Raw genomic sequence first — 22,109 nt, forward strand, 5'->3', positions numbered from 1 at the left:
CCCAGTGCCGAAGGTCGGGGGCCTGGCCGCCCTTGCCGCCGGCGCTCGGGCCGAGTGCCGGTGCCGGCCGTCGCTCCGGCCCCGACCCGGCACAAGCCGAGCGCCGAATTTGCTCACCCGACAGGCGGCCTGCTGATTGACCACCCACCCCGACTCGCCGGCCAGCACACCCCGTCCTCAATCGCGGACCACGCCGTAAGAAGGCTGGTCGTCCCACGGCATCCGGTCGATTGGCACGCGGCCGAGCGGTGCTGCCAAGTACCGCGCCGCTTCGAGCGGGCAAGGCCGTCTGCCGCCGTACTGACCCGTAGTCAAACGATCTTGGTCGCTGCTATCGTGCCTGCGGCAGATCCGGCAGGGATGTACGAAACGGAGACTCATGCGCAAGTCAAAGCGGATAACGGCCCTCGCGCTCAGCGTTCTGGGCATGGCCGCGGGAATGGTGTCCGTGGCCGCTCCGGCCGAGGCGGCCACGACGCCGAGCGGGGCCTGCGGCAGCGGCTACTACCTGATCGACCAGCACGCCCTCGGCACGGTGGCCGACATCTACCTGTTCTACAACGGGTCGAGCAACTGTGCCGTCACCTGGGTGCGGAACCCGAACGGGACCAAGAGGTACGACCTGCGGGTGCACATCGAGCGGCAGAGCGACCTCAGGGACGCCCCCGACGGCGGCTTCTACTATTACTACGCCGGCCCGGTCAGGCTCAGTGCCGCGAACACGTGCATCTCGTGGGGCGGCTCCGCGGAGGGCATCCGCTGGGCGTCCGGCTGGGAGCACTGCGGCTGATCGGTGAACGGCCCCGGAGGCCCGGGGCTCGGGAAGCTGCGACCGGAGGCGAAGTGGATCGTCTGTGCGGGTCAGAGCCTCGCAGAACTGCCTCGTAAAACCCTGAGGTTGCGATGACAGCGATGACACGCAGTTACTTCGGGGCCCGCCGCAGCTTCCCGGGCCGCACGAAGTGGGGGGAGCCCGGTGGAGGTCACTGACGCACGGTCGAGCGCGAAACGAAGCCACGTTCCCGTCCTCCGGGTGAGGAACCGTCATGCCGCGGCCCCCGGACCGACGCGCGGCGCGGATGCCGCGTCGGGACCGCACGGCACGGCCCGCTCCTCCGGCGGGGCGTAACCGGGCTGCGCGGCCAGGACCGGGCGCAGGGCCCGGACCGCGTAGAAGTTGCGGGACTTGACCGTGCCCGGCGGCACTCCGAGCAGCTCTGCGGTCTCCGCCACCGACCTGTCGTTGAGGTGCAGTTCGACGAGCACCTCACGGTGGTGCGGTGGCAGCACCGCCATGGCCCGGGCGAGGTCCCGGGAAGCCACCACGCCGTCGTACGGGTCCTCGGCGAGCGGCCGGTCCTCCGGCGTGTCGGCCATAACCTCGCGTGCCCGGGCGGCGGCCATCCGGTAGTGGTCGATGGCGATCCGCCGGGCCACGGTGAGCAGCCAGGGGCGGGCCTGCTCGGGTCCGCTCGCCAGCGCTGCGGGGTTCTGCCAGGCCCGCAGCAGGGTCTCCTGCAGGATGTCCTCGGCCTTGCCCCGGTCGCCGGTCACCCGTACCAGGGCACGCAGGAGGTAGCCGCTGTGCAGGTGGTGGAGCTCGGCGAGCGCGTCGTGGCCGAGGGTGGGGCGGTCCTGTCCCGGACCGGCCGCGGTGGCGGGCGGCCGGACGGGCGACACGGGCGGGGGAACGGGCGGCTTGGACACGCGCGACCTCTCTGGTCCGACGGGGACGGCACGGGCCGCCGGAGAACCTCCGGCAGCACCGGTCGCCACCCTCGCGGGGCCCGCCAATGAAACACCAACGTCACGCCGATCGCTCAGCCCCGGTCGAGCGCGCGGACGAACTCCTCGACGCCTTCCTCCCCGTCCCGGTCGATCAGGACGGAGACCCAGGCGGCCAGCAGGGCCCGGTCCGCCGGCAGCCAGGAGGACGCGGACGGGTGCTCGTCCACCACGAGGGCCGTCGCCAGGCGCAGCAGTGCGGCCGGCGGGTTCGGGCGGAGGTGTTCTCCCGGCAGACCGCGCAGGGCGAGCCGCCGTGCCACGGCTATCACTTCGTCGGCCGGGGCGTCGGGAACGGGCAGGGCCGACAGGCCCGGTCTGACCTCCGGTGGTCGGGCGAGCAGGGACGCCACGAACTCACGCGGGCTCGGCCCATCCAGTGCCATCGGTGCTTCTCCCCTGGTCCGCAGCGGAACCGACGCCCGGCCGCGGGCCGACGTCGGACCTGTCACGGCACCCGGCGAGGGGTGCCACTGGGGGGACGGTAGCGGGCGGTGGCGGGGTTCAGCAGCCGGTTTTCGACGACCCGCGGCGGGCGCCGGACCGTCGTTGAACGGCTCGCCCGGCCTGCGCCGTTCCCCAGGGTGAACGGCCCTGGGAGTGCCGGTGTCGGGGGGCGCCGGCCGTCACTGCCGGACAGGGCCAGGCGGCGGACAGGAGGAACGCATGGCGGTCGAAGACGGCGGCGCGGTGGTGGTGCACCGGTTGACGGAGGGCTCGGACTTGGCCCTCGGCCCCGATTACGGTCCGGCCCGGTGGCCGGTCGCGTCCCGGCGGGCGGCCGGGGACACCGGGGACGTTGCGCGGACGACCCTCGATCCGGTCGCTCCGCCGGACTGGCGGCGGCCGCTGGACGCCATGGGAACGGTGCTCGTCCCGCCGGAGGAGCGCACGACCGGGGCCGGGGCCGCGCCCGACGGTGCCTGCACCGCAGCGGCGGTGGCCCTGCCGCCGGCCGCTCCCGCCGCCGTCGACCCGGTGCTTGCCGTACGGGTGGCCGCCGCGCCGATCGCCGCGCGTCCGTCCACCGTCGTGCCGCTGCCCGGTCCGGCCGACGCCACCGTCCTTCCGGGCCCCCGCCCGGGGCGGCCGGGGCCGGTCCGGGGTCGGCGTGTGCGCCGCGGCGGTAGGTCCGGGGTCCGGGGTTTCGGCGGGTTCGGGCCCTCCGGCCGTGACCACGGGCAGCGGCTCGCCCCAGCCGGTGCCCCACTGCACGCCGGGGTGCGGATCGCGGTGGTCGGCCTGAAGGGCGGGGTCGGAAAGACCTCGGTCGCCTTGGCACTCGGCTCCGTCCTCGCCGGGATGCGCAATGACAGGGTGGTGGCCGTGGACGCCGTCCCCGGCACCGGAACGCTGGGGCTGCGGATCCGCCGGGAGACCTCCGCCACGGCCCACGACCTGCTGGCCGCGGCGCCGTCGATCACCGGCTACATGGACGTGCGCCGTTTCACCTCCCGGACCCCGAGCGGTCTGGAGGTGCTGGCCGGCGTGCCCGGCGTGGTGGGCGCCCGGGGCCTGGGCCCCGAGGGGTACCGGCAGGTGATCGACGTCCTGCAGCGGCAGTACCCGATCGTCGTGAGCGACTGCGGGACCGGCCTGCTCCACGACGCCTCGCGCGGGGTCCTGGACCTCGCCGACCGGTTGGTCGTCGCTGCGACCGCCGGCGTCGACGGCGCGAGCAGCGCGAGCACCACCCTGGAATGGCTGTACGGCAACGGCTACGGCGACCTGGCGCGCCGCAGCGTCACGGTGGTCTCCGGCATCCGTGAGGCGGGCCGACAGGTCCGGTTGGACGACGTGGTGGCCCATTTCAGGAGTCGCTGCCGCGGCGTCGTCGTGGTGCCGTTCGACGAACACCTCGCGGTGGGCGGGGAGTTCGACCCTGCGAAACTGCGGCCGAAGACGCGGCGCGCCCATGCCGAGCTCGCCGCCGCCACACTGGCCGACGCCGACGACCTCGCACCGGTGGGCTGACACGCGACACGAACGCCTCCTGCCCGGGGCCCTGTCCCGGGCAGGAGGCGCGTCTCCCGGCCGTGCGGTTCGTCCGGTCGGTCCACCGGCGGCATTGCCCGAGCAGGCCCGAGCAGGCCCGAGCAGGCCCGGGGCGGCCTGCTCAGGCAGTCCAGCGGCCGGGCCGCCAACCGCGGCGCCGGCCCCTCGCGAGCACGAGCACCGCACCGCCGACCAGGGCGGTCGCGGCGAGCACGCCGCCCGCCAGCAGGACCGCCTGGCGGCCGGCCGGATCAGGCACGGTCGGCGGCAGGGGGGCGACACCCGGCGCAGTGCGGCCGGCCGCGCCGCCCGGCCCGCCGTGCACCGTCTCCTCCGGCAGTTCGACGCCGACGGCGGCGACCGGGTCGACCGTTCCCCAGCCGAGGACCGGATCGGGCAGGGTCGTGCCGGGGCGGTAGGCGGTGGCCTTCAGACGGTCGAGGAGGCGGGCGCGGGTCAGGTCCGGTCGGCGGCCGAGGACGAGTGCGGCCGTGCCGGCCACGACGGCGGTGGCGAAGCTGGGGCCCGAGCCGGTGAAGTGGCCCGGGCCGCCGGGGCCGATGCTCGTCATGGCGGTGCCGGGGGCGACCAGGTCGATCCGGGCCGCGCCCGAACCGCCTTGCCGGGCAGTCCCGTTCGAGGCACCGCCGTTCGAGGCGCTGTCGTTCGAGGCGCTGCCGCCGGGGCCGATGCCGGAGACCGCAAGGACCTCCGGGTACGCCGCCGGGAACACCTCTGCGGCGGCCGCCGTGCCCGTGTCCCCGTCCGCTGCCGCCGGTGCCACCACCAGCACGCCGCGGTCGGCGGCGTACCGCACGGCGGCCGCCAGCTCGGTGCTGCCCGCGGCGACGGGCACCGCCACGGCGACCACCGCGGCCCCGCCGTCGACGGCGGCGCGGATGCCCGCGGCGAGCAGCGCCGCGGTGGTGGTGCCGGTGTCGTCCGTGACGGCGACCGCGAGGATCCTCGCCGCGGGTGCGATCCCGGCGAAGCCGGTGCCGTCCCGCTGCCGGGCGGCGATCAGTCCGGCCAGGAAGGTGCCGTGGCCGACGCAGTCCCGGTCGGAGCCGCCGGTGCCCTGCAGGCGGGGGCCGGGGACGAGTCTGCCGTCCAGGGCTCCCGACGATCCGTCGACCCCGGAGCCGACCACCGCCACGGTCACCCCGGCTCCCCGGCTGAGCGGCCAGGCCGCCTCGGGCCGCAGGAAGATCTGCGCCCACGGGGTCCGGTCGGTGGTGCTCCCGGAGGGCTTCACGCAGCCCTCCTGCCGTGCCGCACCCGTGGTCTGGGCGATGGGGGGCAGCGCGCCGGTGCCGGCCCCGCCCGGGGAAGCGGCCGCGGACGGCCCGCCCGGGGCGGCGAGTGCCGCGGTGGGCTGGGCCAGCACCGCGCAGCAGAGCGCGGCCGCCGCCGCGCGCCCGCGGCGCGTCACGCCGGGCTCCCGAGCAGCGTGCCGGGGATGTCCTCGGGCAGCAGCAGGCTGAGCTCGGACAGGTCGTCGACGTCCAGCCGGGCGAGCCGCCCGGCCTGACGGGTCACCATGGCCTCCAGTGTCTGCCGGGCGAAGCGGCCGTTGCCGAAGCTGCGGTCCCGGGGGACGGCGGCGCAGAGCTCGCCGAGCGCGGCCAGGGTCTCGGGGGCGCAGACGTAGCCCGTCTCCTCCGCCCGGAGCCGGACGATGGAGACCAGTTCCTCCGGGGTGTAGTGCCCGAAAGCGATGTGTCGGGAGAAGCGCGAGGCCAGGCCGGGGTTGGAGGCGAGGAAGCCCTGCATCTCCTCGTGGTAGCCGGCGACGATGACGACGACCTCGTCGCGGTGGTCCTCCATCAGCTTCATCAGCGTGTCGACGGCCTCCTGGCCGAAGTCGTTGCCGGCCCCGTTGCGCGGGGTGAGGGTGTAGGCCTCGTCGACGAACAGCACACCGCCGCGGGCGCGTTCGAAGGCGTCCCGGGTGAGCTGGGCGGTGTGGCCGACGTAGCGCCCGACCAGGTCGGCGCGGGCGGTCTCCACCAGCTGGCCGACGGGCAGGACGCCGAGTTCGGCGAGGAGCGCGCCGTAGAGGCGGGCGACGGTGGTCTTGCCGGTGCCGGGCGGGCCGGCGAAGACCAGGTGGTGGCCGATCCGGGCGGTGGGCAGCCCGGCGGCCTGCCGTCGGCGGGTCTGGTCGATCAGGTTGACCAGGTCCTCGACCTGCTCCTTCGCGGCCGTCAGGCCGACCATGCCGCGCAGCTGTGCCAGCAGGCCCGCCCGGCCGCCGGCCGGGTCCGGCCCGGCGCCCGGGCCGACGGCCCGGTCACCGAGGTCCTCGGGCAGGAGCAGCGCCAGGTCGGCGTCGGCGACCTCGCCGACGCCGGCCAGCCGGGACGCCTGACGGTCCACCATCTCCTCGAACACCTTGCGGGCCGCCCGGCCGTTGCCGAAGTCCGCGCCCCGGGGCATCCGCTCGAAGTGGCCGCGCAGTGCCTCCCGGGTGGCGCCGGCCAGCTCGTAGCCGTGGCGGGCGGCGGTGTGCCCGGTGATGGTGACCAGTTCGTCCGGGGTGTAGTTGCGGAACTCGACGGTACGGCTGAAGCGCGAGGCGAGGCCCGGGTTGGTGCCGAGGAAGTCGCGCATCTCGTCGGAGTAGCCGGCGGCGATCACCACGATGTCGTCGCGGTGGTCCTCCATCAGTTTGACGAGGGTGTCGACCGCCTCCCGTCCGAAGTCCGGGCCGCTGCCGCCGGCCCCGGCGGCCAGCGTGTACGCCTCGTCGATGAACAGCACGCCGCCGAGAGCCGCCCGGAAGACCTCGGTGGTCTTGATCGCGGTGCCTCCGACGATCGAGGCGACCAGGTCGGCCCGGGCGACCTCGGTGAGGTGGCCGCTGCGCAGGACGCCGAGCTCGGCGAGGAGCGCGCCGTAGAGGCGGGCGACGGTGGTCTTGCCCGTGCCGGGCGGGCCGGCGAAGACCAGGTGGCGGCCCATCGGGAGGGCGGGCATGCCGGCCTGCTGCCGTCGCCTGGCCAGTTTGTCGAGGTTGATCAGCGTCGCCACCTGCTCCTTGACGCCTTCCAGGCCGACCAGGGCCTCCAGCGTCGCCTGCGGGCCTTCGGGCTCGACGGGCGGCTCCGAACCGGCGGGCGCGGTCGGGCCCTCGGGCATCGGGGCGCCCTGGGCCGTCCCGACCGCGGGGGCACCGCCGGGGCCGGGCGCCGGGGCACCTCCGCCGCTCGCGGTGGCGGTTCCGTGGACGTCGGCGCGGGCGTTGTCCCGGCTGGTGAGGTTCTCCACCGCCAGACGGGTGCCGGGGACGGTGCTCCGCAGGCCGGCCCCGCGGTTGCCGGCGGCCGTGCAGTCGGTGACGCGGACCGGCTCGTCGGACTCCGACCGCAGGCCGTCCACGGTGTTGTCCAGCAGTTCGCAGGCGTTGAGGGCGGCCCTGGCGCCGGCGGCGAGGAAGACGCCGTGCCGGCGGTTGCCGTGCACCCGGGACCTGGTGGCGGTCAGCTCGCCGCCGTCCTCGACCAGCACACCGTCGGCGGCCGCCCCGGCCAGGTCGCAGTCGCGCAGCGCGAGGATGCCGTCCCGGCCGACCTCGGCACCGGCCGCGCCTGCGCCGCGCACCGCGGTCGTGCCGACCTGGATGTTGCCGCCGTCGGCGACCCGCAGCGCGGCCCGGCCGGTCGCGGCGAGCGCACCGCCCTCCAGCCGGCCGCGGCCCTCGCGCAGCACCTCCACGCCGTGGCCGCGCACGTCCGCCACGTCGAGGCGGCACAGCATCGGGTTGGCGCCGTCGCGGATGCTCACCCCGGCGCCCGCCGCGCCGCGGATCTCCAGCCGGTCGAACTCGGGGGCGCTCGCCCCGGCGAGTTCGACGCCGGCACCGCCGCTGTCGCGCACCGCCGTGCGGGTGAAGGAGGGGGTGGCGGACTCCTCGACCAGCAGGCCGGCGGACTCGGCGCCGGACACCTCGCAGTCCTCGAAGGTGCCCCGGGAGCGTGCCGTCACATGGATGCCGTTGCCCTTGGCACGGGTGACCCGGCAGCGCCGCAGGTGCGGATCGGTGCCGGCGGCGAGCACCACGCCGTGCCCGCGGGCGGCGATCACCGTGCAGTCCTCCACGGCCACGCGGGCGGCCGAGGCGAGGAAGATCCCCACCGGGGCGTCCTCGACGGTGGTGCGCAGCACGCGGGTGGAGCTGTTCTCCTCCAGCGCGATGCCCGGCTTGTCGACGGCGGAGATCCGGCAGCCCTCGATCGTGCCGCGCGCCTCGCCGTTGACGCAGACGCCGTTGCCGCGGGCGTCCCGCAGGACGCAGTTGCGCACCACGGGGTCGGCGCGTTCGCCGATCACCACGGCGGAGCTGCCGAGGTGTTCGATCACGCAGTCCTCGATGATGCTGGTGCCGGCGGACGTCTCCACGATCCCGGCCCCGGCCGGGTTGACGATCCGGCAGCCGCGCATCGCGAGCGAGCCCTGCCCGCGGGTGAGCACCGCCGTCCAGGCGTTGCCGGCCACTTCGCAGTCCTCCAGCGCGGCCTGCCCCCTGGGCACGTCGACGGCGGGCAGTTCCTCGTCCCGGCCCTGGAGGATCAGTCCGGTCAGCTGGACGGCCTCCGCCACCACCTGGACCACCGGGCCGCGGCGGGGCGCGACGCGGACACTGCCCCGGGCGTCCTCGGCGGTGATGGTCACCATCTTGGTGACCACCAGGTTCTCCTCGTAGCGCCCGGGGCGGACGCTGATCACCGCGCCGCTGCGCGCCGCTTCCAGCGCCTCGCCGATCGTGCGGTAGCCGCCGTTGCGCTGCTCCGCACAGACCGTCAGCACATGGCGGTTCATGGGGCGTTCTCCTCCGTGGTTCGTGGCCGGGTGCGGTGGCGCCGGGACGGGCCCGGGTGGTGGGCGTCAGCCCGTGCAGTCCGCCTTGACGGCGGAGGCGGCGTGGTGGGCGTACGTCTTGGTGCCGCCCTTCCAGTCCTGTCCCCGGTTGTGCAGCATGACGGCGATCTTGCCGTCGCTGAGCGGGTAGGAGCCGACGGAGACCCACCGGCCTCGGTTGCCGGTCTGGTTGACCGTGAAGGAGCCGATCGTCCCGACGCCCGGCGCGGACTTGCGCTGCACCGTGTAGTACGTGGGGGCGCCGCCGACGGCCTTGAGGTCGGTGCTGTTGGGCACGTAGACCCACAGCCGGCAGGTGCCGGTGGTGACGGGGGCGGTGTTGAACGTCCAGACGACCGAGTTGCCGTCGTCCTTGTCGGGAGCGCCCGACATCGGGACGGAGGTGTACTTGCCGTTGCAGCCGTCGGCGGCGTGGCCGCCGGTGTTGGTCCGCCAGCCGGCCTGGCCGTCGTCGAACCAGCCGTACTGCTGCGTCGTGGTGTGCCCGCCGGTGCAGAAGGGGCCGGCCACGGCCCGGTACGTCGGCGGGGCGGCCTTCGCGGGCGGCGCGGGCGGGGCGGGGGGCTGAGCGGGCGCCGACGGCTGGGGCTGTTGCGGCGGCTGCGGCTGGGCGTGCGGCTGGACGGCGGCCCCGCCGGAGCCCGCCGGGGCGCCACCGTGGCCGACCGGTTCCGGGGCGCCGTTCGCGGCCAGGCCCGGCGCACCGCCGGCGGTCCCGGCGTCGCCCGGCACCGGCTGCGGGGCGTTCCCGGCGGCCGGGGCCGGGCCGCCGACGTTCCCGTGCGCATCGACGTCCGGGACGAACCCTTCATTGCCGTCCTGCTGGGTGTACCCGGCCGGGGCCGGGCCTGCCGAGGCCGGCCGGGGACCGTCGCCGCCCAAGCGGGAGAACAGCGGCGGCAGGCCGACCAGCACCACCCCGGCAACCGCGGCGGCGGCGATCATCGGACGGGAGATCCGGCGCGGGCCGTCCTCCCCTGCCCCGGGCGCGGCCGGCTCCCCGCCGGTGCCGGTGGCGGTCGCCGCGGCAGTGGCGGCGGTACCGGTGGCGGCGGCCGGGCGGCCCTCGACGGCGGGGGCTGCGGCCACCGGGGCCGGAGCCTCACCGGCGGTCTCCGCGCCGCCCTCCCCCGCGACCGGGGGTACCGCGCCCGCGACGGCGGTTGTCGTCGGCCCGGTGGCCGCCGTTCCCGGCTCCCCGGGGACCGCCGGCACCGGTCCCACGGGAACGGTCCCGCCCGCAGCCGGGGCTTCCTCCTCCTCGGCCACGTCCCACACCACGGCCGGCAGTTGGTAGCCCCCGCCGTCCGGCGTGTCCGGCTGACCTCCGTGGCCGTCCCGTTCCCTGCCCACCTGACCCCCTGGCCCTCGACGACGGTGTTCGGCAAGGGACGGCCCCGCCCACGGCTCACCGCGGCGGGCGCCTCCCTCCCGTAGTCACGGACGGGCCGCCGCGGACGGTTCACCGCCCTGCTGTCCGGCGGGCCCGTCACCGTCCACGTGCCAGACCGGGGCCGCGGGCTCCGGCGGGTCGAGGACGAAGGCCGCCGCCCGCTCGACCGTCTCCGCGTCCGGCCCCGGCCCGAGGACACCGCCCGCCCGGAGGTGTGCGAGCAGGCCGGGCTCCGGCGCCACCGCGTACTCCTCCAGGTAGTAGGTGACGGTGTCGGTCCAGATCCACTCGCCGTCGGTCCGGAAGTTCAGCGGGACGACGGCCTTCCGCGAGGCGTCGAGCACGTCGTCCATCAGCGCCGGTGTCATCAGCACCGGAGCCCCGGCCCGCAGGTGAGCCACGAGTGCCGCCCGCTCCGCGGGGTCCGCCACCGCCGCGCGGTCGGGCGCGAAGCCCGGCCCGCGCCCCGGGTCCACCGTGTCGAACACCGCCGCCAGCCGGAACTCCCCGGCCGCGCCTTCCCGTTCTTCCCGCTCCACGTTCCCGTTCCCTCCGCTGCCGGCCCCTCCCACGAGGCGCCCCCGTCCGGGGAACGGCGGGAACGGCGCCGGGCGTTCACCGGTCACGCGGGGCGATCTCCTCCGCCTCGACCAGCACGTAGTCCCGGGCGGTGTCGCCGCGCGGGTCCTTGACCAGCTCACGCCGGGTCACCCTGAAGCGCGCGCCCGGGAGGAGGAGCACCTCGGCCTCGCTCCGCTTCGACGAGAACGGCGTGATGTCCCGTCCGTTGAAGCCGTTCAGGGTCAGCTTGTAGAACACCCGATGGGCGTGGTCGGGGAACGATCCCTTACCGAGGAACTCCTGGGCCGTGGCCTGCTCTTTGCTGGTGCTGGCGAAGGTGTCGAACTCGACGGTGTCCTTGGCGCGGAACGCGGCCAGGACGGTGCCGATGCCGCTGCCGCCCCATTCCCAACCACCGCGGTAGACGGTCCTCTCGCGCACGGCCGGCAGCACCCCGAGTGCCTCCATCAGCATGGTCGCGTGCGTCTTGGCCTCGGCAACCACGGTCGGCAGGAGTTCCTTGAGCTTGCCGTCCAGCTTCTGGCGGATCACGCTGCGCTGCTCGTGTGTAAACTCCGGTCCTCTCAGCTCCAGTTGCTTGTGATACTCGGTGATGAGGCTGTTCACGTCCTCGTTCTTGAAGAAGAGGCTGGGCTCCTCGAACGGGACGCCGCCCAGTTTCTTCACGAGCATCTCCTGTAGGACCCAGCGGGTCGCCTCGGTCACCGTGTCGATGAACGGCAGCCCGCTACCGGTGCCGAGGGTGCGCTCCACCACCAGGTTGATCAGGCGGTGGTCGCTCCCGGTGTAGGCGCGGACGGCCAGCAGGTGGGCCGGGGGGAACTCCTCGCTCAGTCGCTGCGCCGTGAGGCCGTGATCGTCCAGCCACTTCTGCAGGTGAGAATTCGGCTTGACTTGCCCCTCGCGGATCCTACGTTCGTAGAACCTCATTGCCCTGTCGACCTGTTCAGCGCTAAGGGCGTAGAAGCCACCGTACTTACCATCGGCGGACAGTTGCTCACGATAGAGGCGCTCGTGCGGCAGCACGCCGTCGGGCATGAGCCGGCGCAGCGCAGGCCGGTTGAACTCGGGCCCGAGCGCGTCGAGGCTCCGGTACATCGTCACTGCGTCGGTCAGGTCGAAGGCCTTGCCATCGATCCCGTCGAAGCCCGCGATCTGGGCGCCCCGGAGGATCTCGTAGAGGGAGTGGTCCCCGGGCTGCAGCATCCAGCCGATCAGCCCGGCGACGAAGTCCTCGCGCCGCGCCCCCGGAACGTTCAGCCAGTCGAAGGCACTGAGCATGCGGGTCGTGGTCCCGGAGAGTCCGCCGATCACGGGGATGCCCCGCCTGTCGAGGTCGCGGTACCAACTGCCGGTTTCGTCCAGTTGGTAGCGGGCGATGCCCTCGATCGAGCCGAGCGGGAACTCCGGCCCCTCCCTCTGCGGCACTGAGCCGTCCGGGACCGCCTCCAACTCCTGAACGGTCAGTGGCTGCAGGTCCGACGCCCGCATCCCCTGCAGCACTATGCCGCTGAAGACGATCGTGACCTCGGTGGTCACGACCTTGCCCTTGGCGTCCGGGGCGCCGGCGGTGGTGAACCGCACGTCGGCGACGTCGGGAAACTGTTGGAAGATCAGAGCCCGGTTCGGCGTGCCGTCCGGGTTGAACGGGACCACCTCCAGCGGGACTTTCCGCTCGGTGAACGGCCCCAGCGCGAGCCTCTCGAACTCCAGGAGCAGAGCACGCTCGCGTCGGCTCAATTCCACGCCGGCCCGCCGGAGCTGGGCCGGCGTCAGCCGGTTCGGCCTGACCATCTCGTCCGGGCGCGGCGTGCGGATGTATTGGCTGCTGGCGAGTTCCTCGGTGTTGGCGAACGGCTTGTCGCTGAGCCGCAGCAGGTTGCCCAGCGCGAACGGGTCGGGCGCGTAGTTCCCCGCCTGGCGTTCCGAGACCAGGGTCAGGGCGCCCTGGACGGCCTTGCGCATCATCCCGTCGAGCTGGTCGCGGTACGGCTGGAGCCGTTCCACGTCGAGGCCCAGTTCCCGGGCGGTGTGCAGGTCGCTCTGCTTGAACAGCTCCTGCAGCAGTACCTTCAGGTTGCCGACCCCGCCCGTGAAGCCGTTGGGTTTGCCGGACTGGTAGTAGGCGGCGTTGTAGAAGGCGGTGTACTGCTCACGGGGATTCCCGAGGGTCATCATCTTGGTGATGTCCTCGGCGGTGAGCCTGGAGTGCCGGATCTGACCGGCGCTGGTCACATCGTCATGGGTGAAAACCTCCCGGAGGTGGATACCGTCGTTCCAGGCTTCGTCGTAGTAGGCCTTGAGCACGCTGCGCAGGTGGTGGAGTGCCTGCGAGACGGCGGACCCTTCCTGCCGCGCGAGACGGAGGGCGTACGCGCCGATCTGTTTCTCGAACTCCTCCGCCCGTTCCTTCCATGCGGGATGCTCGAAGAAGGACGTGTGGGCGAACAGCTTCTCCGGGGCGGCCATTCCGAAGACGAGGCTCGGCGAACCGGTCTCCCGGTCCCAGTAGAGCGATTCGTCATAGTGTCCGTCACCGCGCAACTGGTCGCGTCGGGTGTCCTCGACGTACGCCCAGACGCTCGCACCGTCGGCGGGGGCGGACGCCGCGTCGAGCGGCACCACCGTGTGCTGCTGCGGGTCGACGAGGAGCAGGTCCCCCGTGTCGGTGTGCAGCAGCGTGTACGCGTGGCCGATCCGGCCCTGCTCGGCGGTGAGCACCAGGGCCCGGCTGCCCGGCCCTCCGCTGCGGACGAGGTCGGCGACCGCCCGCAGTCCCTCGGCGCCGGTGCCGTAGTGCCAGGCGGGGCCGACCCGCCGGGACAGCTCCCAGACCCCGTCCCGCTCGGGCAGGCCGTCGATCCGGGTGCCGGCGGGGTGCGGGTCGCCGTCCAGGGTGTCCCACAGCGCCAGGTTGGCGTCCAGGCAGTTGGCGGTGTCCCCCGTCGGGTTGAGGCGGGCGAGCAGTTCCGGGGTGGGCCTCGGTACGGCTCCCGGCCCGGCCTGCGCGGCCGCCAGGTGCTCCAGCAGGGCCCGGTGCTGTTCCGGCGTGGGCGCGAACGCCCCGCGGTCCACCAGCGGGGTGGCGTCACGGCCCGTGCCGTGGTGGCGCTTGGCCGGCGGTGCCTCCGGGTGGCCGGCGGTCACCGGGACGTCCGCTTCGTCGTCGGGCACCGCACGGCGCTTGCGGCCGTCGGGCGGGCCGGGCAGGTGGGGCTGGGTCTCCGACGGCGTCGGCCGGCCGGAGAGCACCAGCTCGATCAGGTCGGCCGTGGTGGGCTCCCCGGTGGTGTGCGGGTCGGTCTCCCCGAAGGGATGTACGTCGCCCATCGGGGTCATGTCCGTGTCCCCGCCCGGGTTTCCGCCGGCCGGGCGCTTCCAGTTGTCGATCGCCGCCCTGGTCGACCCGTCGACGGTAACAATGCTGCCCGCGTCGGCCCGGCCGGTCATCAGGTTCGGGCGGCCGAGGAACTCCCACGGAAGCGTGCTCGTGCGCAACGGCGTCTGCCCGCCGGAGGACACGGAGTCGGACCACTGCTCCACGGTGACCGGCTCGTTCGGGAAGAGCAGCGGGTCGATCACCCGGTCCCCGTCCGTGGTGCGGACCAGGACGGCGACATGGTGCTGCCAGTTGTGCTCCAGGTTCAGCGTCTGACCCGCCTGCTCCGGGTAGGCCCAGATCTTGAAGACGCTGTGCCGACCGGCCTGCAGGTGCACCGCGTGAAGCAACTCGGCAACAGCGTGCGCCCGGAACTCGCAGTTCGCGTCGAGCGGGCCGCCGTCGGGATCGTAGCGGGCCATCACAGCGGTGTGCAGTGCCCGGAAGTGCTCGGTCGCCAGCGGTGCGGTCGATCCCGTGGAAAGTGACTGCTGGTGGTTCAGCAGCATAGGGCGATCGACCTTGCCGAAGATCCTATCCGTCACGAAGGGGAGCAGCTCGGTCACGGTGTGCGGCGAACGGATGAGCCCGAGGCCGTGGATCATGCCGAACGCGGTGTGGAGCTTGTCGAGCGTCGTTTTCCGGTCCTGATCGACGTCCGCGCCGCTCTCCTCGAGCAGGGCGAGCTCCTCGCGCCGCACGCCGACCGCATTCAGGTGGCGGGACACCCGCGACAGGTACTGCTCGTAGAGCTCCGACCCGCTGTCGTCGCTGTTGTCGTCGCTGTTGTCCTCGCTGCTGTCGTCACTGCTGTCGTCGCTGTCGTCGCTGCTGTCGTCCTCGTCCTCGGACCGCATTTCGGCGTCCGAGGAATCGTCCGGCTGGAACCGGCCGCGTTTGTCCTGTCCCCCCGACTGCTCGTCGTCGCCCTCCCGCCGTCGGCGCGAACCGCCCGGCCTCTCATCGGTGAACGCGACCGCGTCCTCGTCCGCAACGGTCTCCGGCCCCCTCCGCGGGCCGTCTCGCAGCACCGTGAAACCGGGCGGGGCGTCGGCCGAGGTCGGCGGCAGGCCCGTGCCAACCGGCAGGTGGGCGCCGAGTCGGCGGACCTCCGGTGCGGCTGCCGTTCCGGCGTCCTTCGGGAGGGAGAGGTGCATCCAGGAGCCGTCCTCGACCAGGACGGGCCGGCCGTGCCGGTCGAATCCGGGCTGTTTGCCGACCACGAGGTGCCCGGGTCCGGTCGGCTCGCTCTCGAACGGCGCCCGTGCGCCGGGAGCGAACCAGAGCAGGCCGCTGGGGGCGTACACCTCCGGATTCAGGCCGGGAAGCCGGTGGTGCAGTGCCCGGAGTACGTCGGCCGCATAGGAGTCGCCGCCCTCGCGGGCCGTCCAGCAGGCCGCCAGCTGCAGCGGTTTGACGCCGTCCCAGACCCCCTCCTCGTGCAGCGAGACCAGGACGTCGGCGAGTTCGCCCGGGGTCACCGGCGTGTCGCGCCAGCGCGGCACGCCGTCGGCACCGGTGTGCACGGCCAGGGTGAGGAAGCGGTCGTCCACCGGGAACCGGGCGACGCTGTCGGCGGTCCGCCGCCTGGCGTCCGGCGGGGCCGCCGGGTCGTCCAGCCAGTGGGCGCCGGAGGTGCCGTCCCGGACGATCGCGTTGCGCAGCTCCGTCCGGCGGTCGGCCGACGGGGGCAGCGTCACCTGGGTGGGCGCCGGTCCGGGCGGGGGTCCGAAGTGCTGGGCCTCCTGCATCGGCGTGAGCTCGAAGATCGCGTCCAGCGCCTGGCGGAACTGGTCGTTGGCGGGGTCGAGGAGAGCGGTTCTCCACGCCTGTACGTACGGACCGATCGCCCCGTTCCCGTTCTCCACCTCCTCGATGAAGCCGGTCAGCGTCACGATGTCCTGGGGAGTGCCGCCCTGCAGTGCCCGTGAGGCCGCAAGTATGCGATCCCCGCCCGCCGCCCCGGGGCCTTCGAACCGCCTCTCCCAGGGCCGGGTCTCCCCGCCCTCGCGGGGAGAGATACCGGGTGTTCCGAGGGCGAGGATCTCCTGCCAGGTGTTGGCGCCTTCGGTGACGACGAGCCTCGAGTACCGCTGGAACAGCTCCATCACCGGCGGTGCAACACGCCCCAGACGCAGTTCGACGAGGCTCCCCGGTGCGAGGGTCTCGAGTCCGGCCAGGGCACTGTCGCCGGCGTTCGTCGGATGCTGCGCCCCGAGCAGGACCAGTACGTTGGGGACGGTCGCCGGCATGGCCCGCAGTGCCCTGCCCACTCGCTCGAACATGGCGTCATGCGTGGTGGTGTCATTGTCGCTCTGGCCGTAATAGGCGGTGACCAGCCGGATCTCACCGTCCCTTGCCCGCTCGAGCAGTCGGCCGACCTGCTGGGGAGAGACGGGAGCGGCGGTGTCGCCCACGGGCGCGCCCGTCTCCTCCCGCCAGTTGGCCTCCACCACCGCCATGAGGTCCTGCGGCTCCGCCCGGGGGACCCACGGGTACGCGGCGAACCGGTTGCGATCGGAATCCGGCCAGAGGGGTGAAGCCGTAACATCCCCTTCGGTCCTGAGCCTGATCTCCCTCGGGTACTTCTCCCACAAGAACGGTTGGAGCACCAGGAGGTGCGACTGCTGCTCCCCCGTCATCTCCCTGATGTGGGTCTCGAGATGGATCTCTGTGAAGTAGCCCGCCTGTTGTTCGGGGGATGAATACGGGCTGTCGAGAGCCGCGAAGACGGTCAGTGTCCGGTGCGGTACCGGATCGGCCGGGGCGGACGGCTCGAGAACATCCAGCAGGTGTCTAGGGTGGGCCGGCCGATCGAGGTTGTCCAGGCTCGTCACCTGGTGCATGAATTCGCTCTGTGTGTCCGCCAACCCGGCTGTGTAGCGTCGCCGTTGGTGGGTCGGCAGGTTCATGTCCGCCACGAGGCCGTCAGCCGGGCGGGCGCCTGGCCAGCCGAGGTTCTTCCAGTACCGCTCGACCTGCTGATCATGCGGGACGGTCCCGCCGCCGACGAGCTCCTTCTCGATGGGCGTGAGGCGGACGGCGGGGGAATCACCCACCGGGTGCGCAACGACCTCGAGGCCCCGGTACTGCCCCACCCATCGCTGGTGGAACAATCCGTAGGAGCGCTCAGGGTGGTGGATGTCGGCCTCGCGACCCAGGTGCGTGGCGTAGAACAGGGCCTTCCCGCGTGAGAACGACAGATGTACCTCACCCCGGTAGCCGACCTCGGCGAGCCCGTCGAGCACCCGCAGGTGGGCGACCTGGTGACCCGTCCCGGGCGACCCGAAGTCGACCAGGCTCACCCGTGTGTACCGGCTCAGCAGTCCGTTGCCCCGAACGCGATCGATCTCCTGCACGTTCGGAGCGGTGCTGCCGGAGGTGGGAGCGGTGTCGAGGTGCTCCGTCACGGCGGCGCGCACCTGCTGCTCGCTCTCCTCCGACCATGCGAAGGGTGCCGGCCCCGACGCGGGTGAGGAAGTCTGCCCGGGCGGTGGGGGCGGGGGTGGCGGGGGGCTGAACGGAATCGCACCGTCCAATCGGGCGACGATCTCGTTCTGGTCGGCCTCGCGGACGTGCTCCGGCAGGGTGCGGGCCGGGCTGCCCGCCGGCGGGAGGTAGGGGCCGCGGGCGGGGAGCAGGATGTCGGGCGTGCCGTCGGCGGAGCGGGTGTACTGGATCCAGTCGCCGCCCGGCTCGACGACGATCCGGCCCCGGGCGTCGACCCCGGCCCGGGAGGTGACGACCAGGTGGCCGCGGCCGGTCGCCGTGGGGCGTCCGTCGGGTCCGGCCGCGGGCACGAACCAGACGGCGCGGTCGGGCGCCAGCGCCGTCGTGCCCAGCCCTCGCTCGCCCAGCAGGCGCATCACCTCCGGCACGTACGCCGAATCCAGGCCCCGGGCCAGATTGCACGCCACGAACAGCAGCTCGTCCGTGCCGTTCCAGGCCCCCTCCTCCTTCGCCGTGGCCAGCAGTTCGGCCATGTCCTCCGGCCGGACGGTCTCCCCGCCCCGCCGCGGCAGCCCGTCCGGGCCCGCGTGCACCGCCACCACGTAGCGTCCGTCGTCCTGCGGGAAGCGCGCCAGCGCGCTCTCCGTCTCGTGCCGCGCCGCCGGCGGCGCGGCGGGATCCGGCAGCCAGAGCCCCCGCAGGCCGGCCGCGAAGTCGGACAGCGGGCGTACGGACTCCCCGGTTCCGCTGTCCGGGAGTACGTCGACGGTGTCCGGCCGGTGGGTCAGCAGGCGCACGCCGGTCGCGTCGGGCCTGACGAGGTCGGGCCCGGTGAGGTCGGGGCCGGTCGTGTCGCTGCCCCGGCTGCGCTCGGTGAACACCCCCTCGTGCTGCTCCTCGTGGGCGCGCCAGCGGTCGCCGTCGAGGCCCTCCGGGCCCCAGGCGCGGTGGTAGGCGTCGAAGAAGTCCCGGCCGTAGGCCCGCTTGAGGGCGGCGATCCGCTCCGCGGCCACCGGACGGCCCCCGGCGAGTTCGTCGAAGCCGTCGGAGGCCCTCCGCAGGGCGGGCAGTACGGCGGCCTCGAAGTCGAGGTGCGCGTCGAGTTCGCGGTCGAGCCGCTCGCGGGTGCGCTGCCACTGCTCCAGGCGTTCCGGCAGACCGTACGGGCGCAGCGCGTCGGGATCGGCGAACGCCTCGTCGAAGGCGTCCCGGACGCGTGCGGCGTGCCCCTCGCGGAGGCGTTCCGCAGCGGCGGCGGTGAGGTCGGTGCGGGCCCGGGCGCGGTCGTGGGCGGTCTGTCCGGCCTGCTCCGACAGGTGCTCACGGGCGGTGTGCAGGGCCAGCATGCGGTGGATCCGCTCGGGCTCGACCAGGCGGTCGAGGGCGCGCTTCAGCGGGTACGCGCCGCTGTCCGGGTCGTCGTGCCGGTCCAGCAGGGTGTCCGCCCGGTCGGTGAGCAGCTTGGTGACGGCTTCGGCGTGGGCGGAGATCCGGGAGGCGTCCAGGCCGAAGACGTCTGCCGAGCGGTCGCCGAGCCCGGCGGGCATGCCGTCCGTCCAGTCGTCGACGGCCGTCCGCACGGCCTCGGCGATCCGCTGCGCGGTGGCCTCGCGGGCGGCTTCCACGGCGAACCGGTGCGGCAGGTCCGCGAGCAGGTCGACGGTGTCGCCGCCGTCCTCGTCCGTGCGGGAGCGGCGCGGGTCCGTCTCCGTTCCGGTGTCGGGCAGTTGTGTCACGCTGCTGTCGAGGACGGACCGAAGCCGGTCGCGCACCTTCGCCGCGACCGAGTCGAGGCCTGCCCGGGACAGCGGGGAGTCGTTGTCGGCTCCGGTCACCTCCAGCAGACGGGCGTCCCGCTCGGAGAGTTCGCCCCGCCACGCGCTGCCGGCCCGCTGCTCGACCACCGTGGTGAGCCGGTGGACGGCCGCGGCCGTGGCGGTCCGGCTCTCGAGTTCCCGGGCGAGGTGGTCGGCCCGGCGGTCGAGGGCCTCGCGGGCGCGCGCGATCCGGTCGGGGGTGACGTCCGCCCTGGTCGGGAAGAGCTGGGCGATGTCGTGCTCCGCCTCTTCCCGGAAGCGGGCGGCCAGTTCGCGGCGGATCGGGGACAGGGCGTCCGGCCCGGCCTCCGTGCCGATCTCGTGGGCGAGGTCGGCGCCGGCGCGGTCCGCCCAGGTGTCGAAGACCTGGTCGAAGCGGCGGGCGGCGGTGTCGGCGGCGAGCTGGCGGGCGGCGGCCAGCGCGACCAGGTCGTCGATGCCGTCGAGGATCTCGCGCCGGGCCTCGGGGCGGGTCGCGAGTTCGCTGTGGAGGAGGTCGGTGGCGCGCCGGAAGACGGGGTTGTCGGGCTGCCATCCGTCGCGCAGGCGGGCCGGGCCGGTGTCGAACGCCCGCCGCAGCCGTCGGTCCGCTTCGGGGTCGACGACGTGGACCGTGGAGGGTGCGGTGTCCGGGTCCGGTGTGGTGCCGTGGTCGGGTGCGGTGTCCGTGAGGAGGGCGTCGTAGGTGTCCTGGAGCCTGCGCTGGGCGTCCTGCCAGTCGGCGCGGCGGGGGTCGTCCGCGCCGGTGTGCGGGGGCGGCTCCACGTAGTCGTGAGTGCGGCCGGAAGGGGTGGTGTTCCCGGGGCCCGGGTGGTCCGGGGACTCCCGGGGCGTCGGTTCCTGCCGGCCGTGCATCCCTTGGTCGTGCGTCTCCCGGTCGTGCGTCTCCCGGGGCTCGGGGACCGGCACGGGCACGTGGTCCGCGGTTGCCGTGACCGTCGGCCCGGGCCGGCTTCCCGCCGGGGCGGACGGGTCCGGGGACGGGCCGGACCCGGTGTGCGGCGCCGGATCCGGCTTCCCGTCCACCGAGGAGTTCCAGCTGGTCCTGCCCTCGGCGTTCGGGGTGCCCGGTCCGCTCTCCGTCCGCAGGGAGGGGGCTGTGGGCGGTGCGGTGCCCGTACCGGAGCCGGTGAGCGTTTCGGAGGCCGTCCGGATCGAGGCGGTGCCGCCACCGCCCGTACGGACCGACGCGCCGTCGGACTCGAGCGGGACGTGGGCGCCGAGCCTGGGCACCGGGAACGGCGCGTTGTGGCCGGCGAGGTTCGATGCCACCGACAGCAGCGTGAGCGGATGGAGGGGACCGAAGTACTTGCTCTGGTCTGCGGTCACGCCCTGGTGCTGGAGCCCGATGACGAAGTCGCGGTAGCGGGTCATCAGCGGGGAGGCGGCGAAGTGCCCCAGGTGGTTCATCCCGCCCATCAGGAAGCCGCCGAGGAAGCTCGCGCCGCTGGTGGTGAATTCGTGGTTCGGGCCCCAGATCAGGTTGTAGAAGCCCTCGCTCAGCATGTTGTTGGCGCCGCTCTGGACCATCTCGCCGAGGGCGTGGCCGACGAGGAAGGCCGTGTTCATCTTCTCGGCCCGGCCGACGAGTTCGGGCAGCCGGTCGGCCAGTGCCCGCAGTTGCGGCGGGACGGCCGCGGGGTTGTCCAGCAGCTTCTTCAGCGCGTGGCCGAAGGCCTCGCGGCTCTCCGGCGACTTCGCCCAGTGCCGGGTGAACGCCTCGCCGATCTCCCGGCCCAGCGTGCGGGCGGTGTTCGCCCCCAGGTCCGCGGCGAGGTGTTTCTCGAAGACGGTCTCGAACCGCTCGACGAAGCCGCGCCCGGCCAGGCCTGCTCCCCGGCCCGTCCCGAAGCCCTTCGCGAGGAACCCGCCGTACTCCCGCAGGAGGCCGTCGATCCCGCCCGCCAGGCCGACCGCCGAGGACTCGCCGAGCTCGCGGCCGACGGTCGTGCCGGACCGTTTGACGGTGGTGGTGAGGGCGGAACCCGGCAGTTCCTTGGCCCCGCCGGTGAGTGCGGCGCCGAGCGGGCGTGACACGAACAGCTTGCCGAGCCCCGAGCCGAACAGCTTGGCGAGCCCCATGCCGAGCAGTTGCAGCGGGCCGCCGATCAGACCGCCGAGCGTGCCGAAGATCGCCGCCTGCCTGGTCGCCTCCTTGTCCCACTCCGTCCGGTTGCCCTGGCCGAACTGGACCCCCTGGATGATCGCGTCCAGCGCCAGACCGCCCACGATGCCGAAGAAGGTGTGAGTGAGGATCAGCTGCAGCAGCTTCTTGAGCAGGTTGAGCAGGATCTCGCGCACCACCAGTTTCGCGCCCGCCGCCGCCAGCAGGGAGGCGCCGCCGGTGAACGGGGCCCAGAAGATCGCGAGGGCGATCTCGAACAGCAGTTGCACCAGCTGGCCGATCGCCATCCACTTCGTGTACTCGACGCTGTTGGCGACCTTGCCCGCGAAGGCGGCGAGCTCCGCGCACATCTTCCCGGCCGTGGTCAGGAAGTCCTCGTCCCCGTCCGCACCGATGAAGCGGCCCATCTCCCGGACGAACGCATCGGCGGCCTCGCCCTCGAACCGGCTGCGGCAGACCCCGACCAGGTCCGCGATGTACTGCCGGAGCTTCGGCAGTTCCTCGGCCAGTGCCTGGTAGTCGTCGCGCACGTCGCGGAGTCCGCCCTCGTCCGACTTCGGCCAGGGCATGCCGGTGACGACCGTGAAGAACTGCGCGACCCCGGGGGGCACTTGGAGCGAGGAATGGGGCATGGCGGGTGCCTCCGGGGCTGCGGCCGTGAAGAGGGTAGGTGGGTGCGTACGGGGAGGCGGGGCGGCGCCC

Annotated in this window: 9 protein-coding genes; 2 read left to right on the forward strand and 7 right to left on the reverse strand. The window is 73.7% G+C overall.

All coding sequences use genetic code 11. The features are described 5' to 3' along the window. Positions 1-379: 379 nt before the first annotated feature. Complete coding sequence (locus tag ACQ614_RS02160) at positions 380-790, forward strand: spore-associated protein A (protein ID WP_431676426.1); 411 nt, start codon at positions 380-382, stop codon at positions 788-790. A gap of 254 nt (positions 791-1,044) precedes the next feature. Here ACQ614_RS02160 and ACQ614_RS02165 read toward each other — a convergent pair whose 3' ends face one another. Together ACQ614_RS02165 and ACQ614_RS02170 are read right to left on the reverse strand one after the other, a co-directional pair. After that, entirely contained in the window at positions 1,045-1,707 is a 663-nt protein-coding gene (locus ACQ614_RS02165; RefSeq protein WP_431676427.1) for a sigma-70 family RNA polymerase sigma factor, read from the reverse strand. 113 nt (positions 1,708-1,820) lie between these two features. Continuing rightward, entirely contained in the window at positions 1,821-2,171 is a 351-nt protein-coding gene (locus tag ACQ614_RS02170) for a hypothetical protein (protein WP_431676428.1), read from the reverse strand. 280 nt (positions 2,172-2,451) lie between these two features. On the opposite strand from ACQ614_RS02170, the gene ACQ614_RS02175 reads away from it, so the two are divergent. After that, a complete protein-coding gene (locus tag ACQ614_RS02175; RefSeq protein ID WP_431676429.1) occupies positions 2,452-3,759 on the forward strand; it encodes a MinD/ParA family ATP-binding protein in 1,308 nt (435 codons plus the stop codon). A 142-nt stretch (positions 3,760-3,901) separates the two neighbouring features. Here ACQ614_RS02175 and ACQ614_RS02180 read toward each other — a convergent pair whose 3' ends face one another. The 5 genes from ACQ614_RS02180 to ACQ614_RS02200 form a co-directional block, all read right to left on the reverse strand. Then, positions 3,902-5,212, reverse strand: coding sequence for a S8 family serine peptidase (locus ACQ614_RS02180; protein ID WP_431676430.1), 1,311 nt, complete (start codon positions 5,210-5,212; stop codon positions 3,902-3,904). Continuing rightward, positions 5,209-8,601, reverse strand: a complete 3,393-nt coding sequence (locus ACQ614_RS02185) for a right-handed parallel beta-helix repeat-containing protein (protein ID WP_431676431.1) — start codon at positions 8,599-8,601, stop codon at positions 5,209-5,211. Before ACQ614_RS02185 ends, ACQ614_RS02180 begins: the two co-directional genes overlap by 4 nt. Positions 8,602-8,667: 66 nt before the next feature. Continuing rightward, complete coding sequence (locus ACQ614_RS02190) at positions 8,668-9,750, reverse strand: hypothetical protein (RefSeq protein ID WP_431676432.1); 1,083 nt, start codon at positions 9,748-9,750, stop codon at positions 8,668-8,670. A 348-nt stretch (positions 9,751-10,098) separates the two neighbouring features. Then, the gene (locus ACQ614_RS02195) at positions 10,099-10,593 is read right to left on the reverse strand and encodes a hypothetical protein (RefSeq protein ID WP_431676433.1); all 495 of its coding nucleotides are present in this window, start codon (positions 10,591-10,593) and stop codon (positions 10,099-10,101) included. 76 nt (positions 10,594-10,669) lie between these two features. Next, the gene (locus ACQ614_RS02200) at positions 10,670-22,039 is read right to left on the reverse strand and encodes a protein-glutamine glutaminase family protein (RefSeq protein WP_431676434.1); all 11,370 of its coding nucleotides are present in this window, start codon (positions 22,037-22,039) and stop codon (positions 10,670-10,672) included. Between the last annotated feature and the right edge of the window lie 70 nt (positions 22,040-22,109).

Source organism: Kitasatospora dryopteridis (genome assembly GCF_050749075.1).
In the GTDB taxonomy this organism is placed as follows: domain Bacteria; phylum Actinomycetota; class Actinomycetes; order Streptomycetales; family Streptomycetaceae; genus Kitasatospora.

Excerpts from the sequence above, each read along its gene's own strand:
- ACQ614_RS02160 (WP_431676426.1), top strand. The coding sequence starts at position 380 with ATGCGCAAGTCAAAGCGGATAACGGCCCTCGCGCTCAGCGTTCTGGGC.
- ACQ614_RS02170 (WP_431676428.1), bottom strand. The coding sequence starts at position 2,171 with ATGGCACTGGATGGGCCGAGCCCGCGTGAGTTCGTGGCGTCCCTGCTC.
- ACQ614_RS02175 (WP_431676429.1), top strand. The coding sequence starts at position 2,452 with ATGGCGGTCGAAGACGGCGGCGCGGTGGTGGTGCACCGGTTGACGGAG.
- ACQ614_RS02185 (WP_431676431.1), bottom strand. The coding sequence starts at position 8,601 with ATGAACCGCCATGTGCTGACGGTCTGTGCGGAGCAGCGCAACGGCGGC.
- ACQ614_RS02200 (WP_431676434.1), bottom strand. The coding sequence starts at position 22,039 with ATGCCCCATTCCTCGCTCCAAGTGCCCCCCGGGGTCGCGCAGTTCTTC.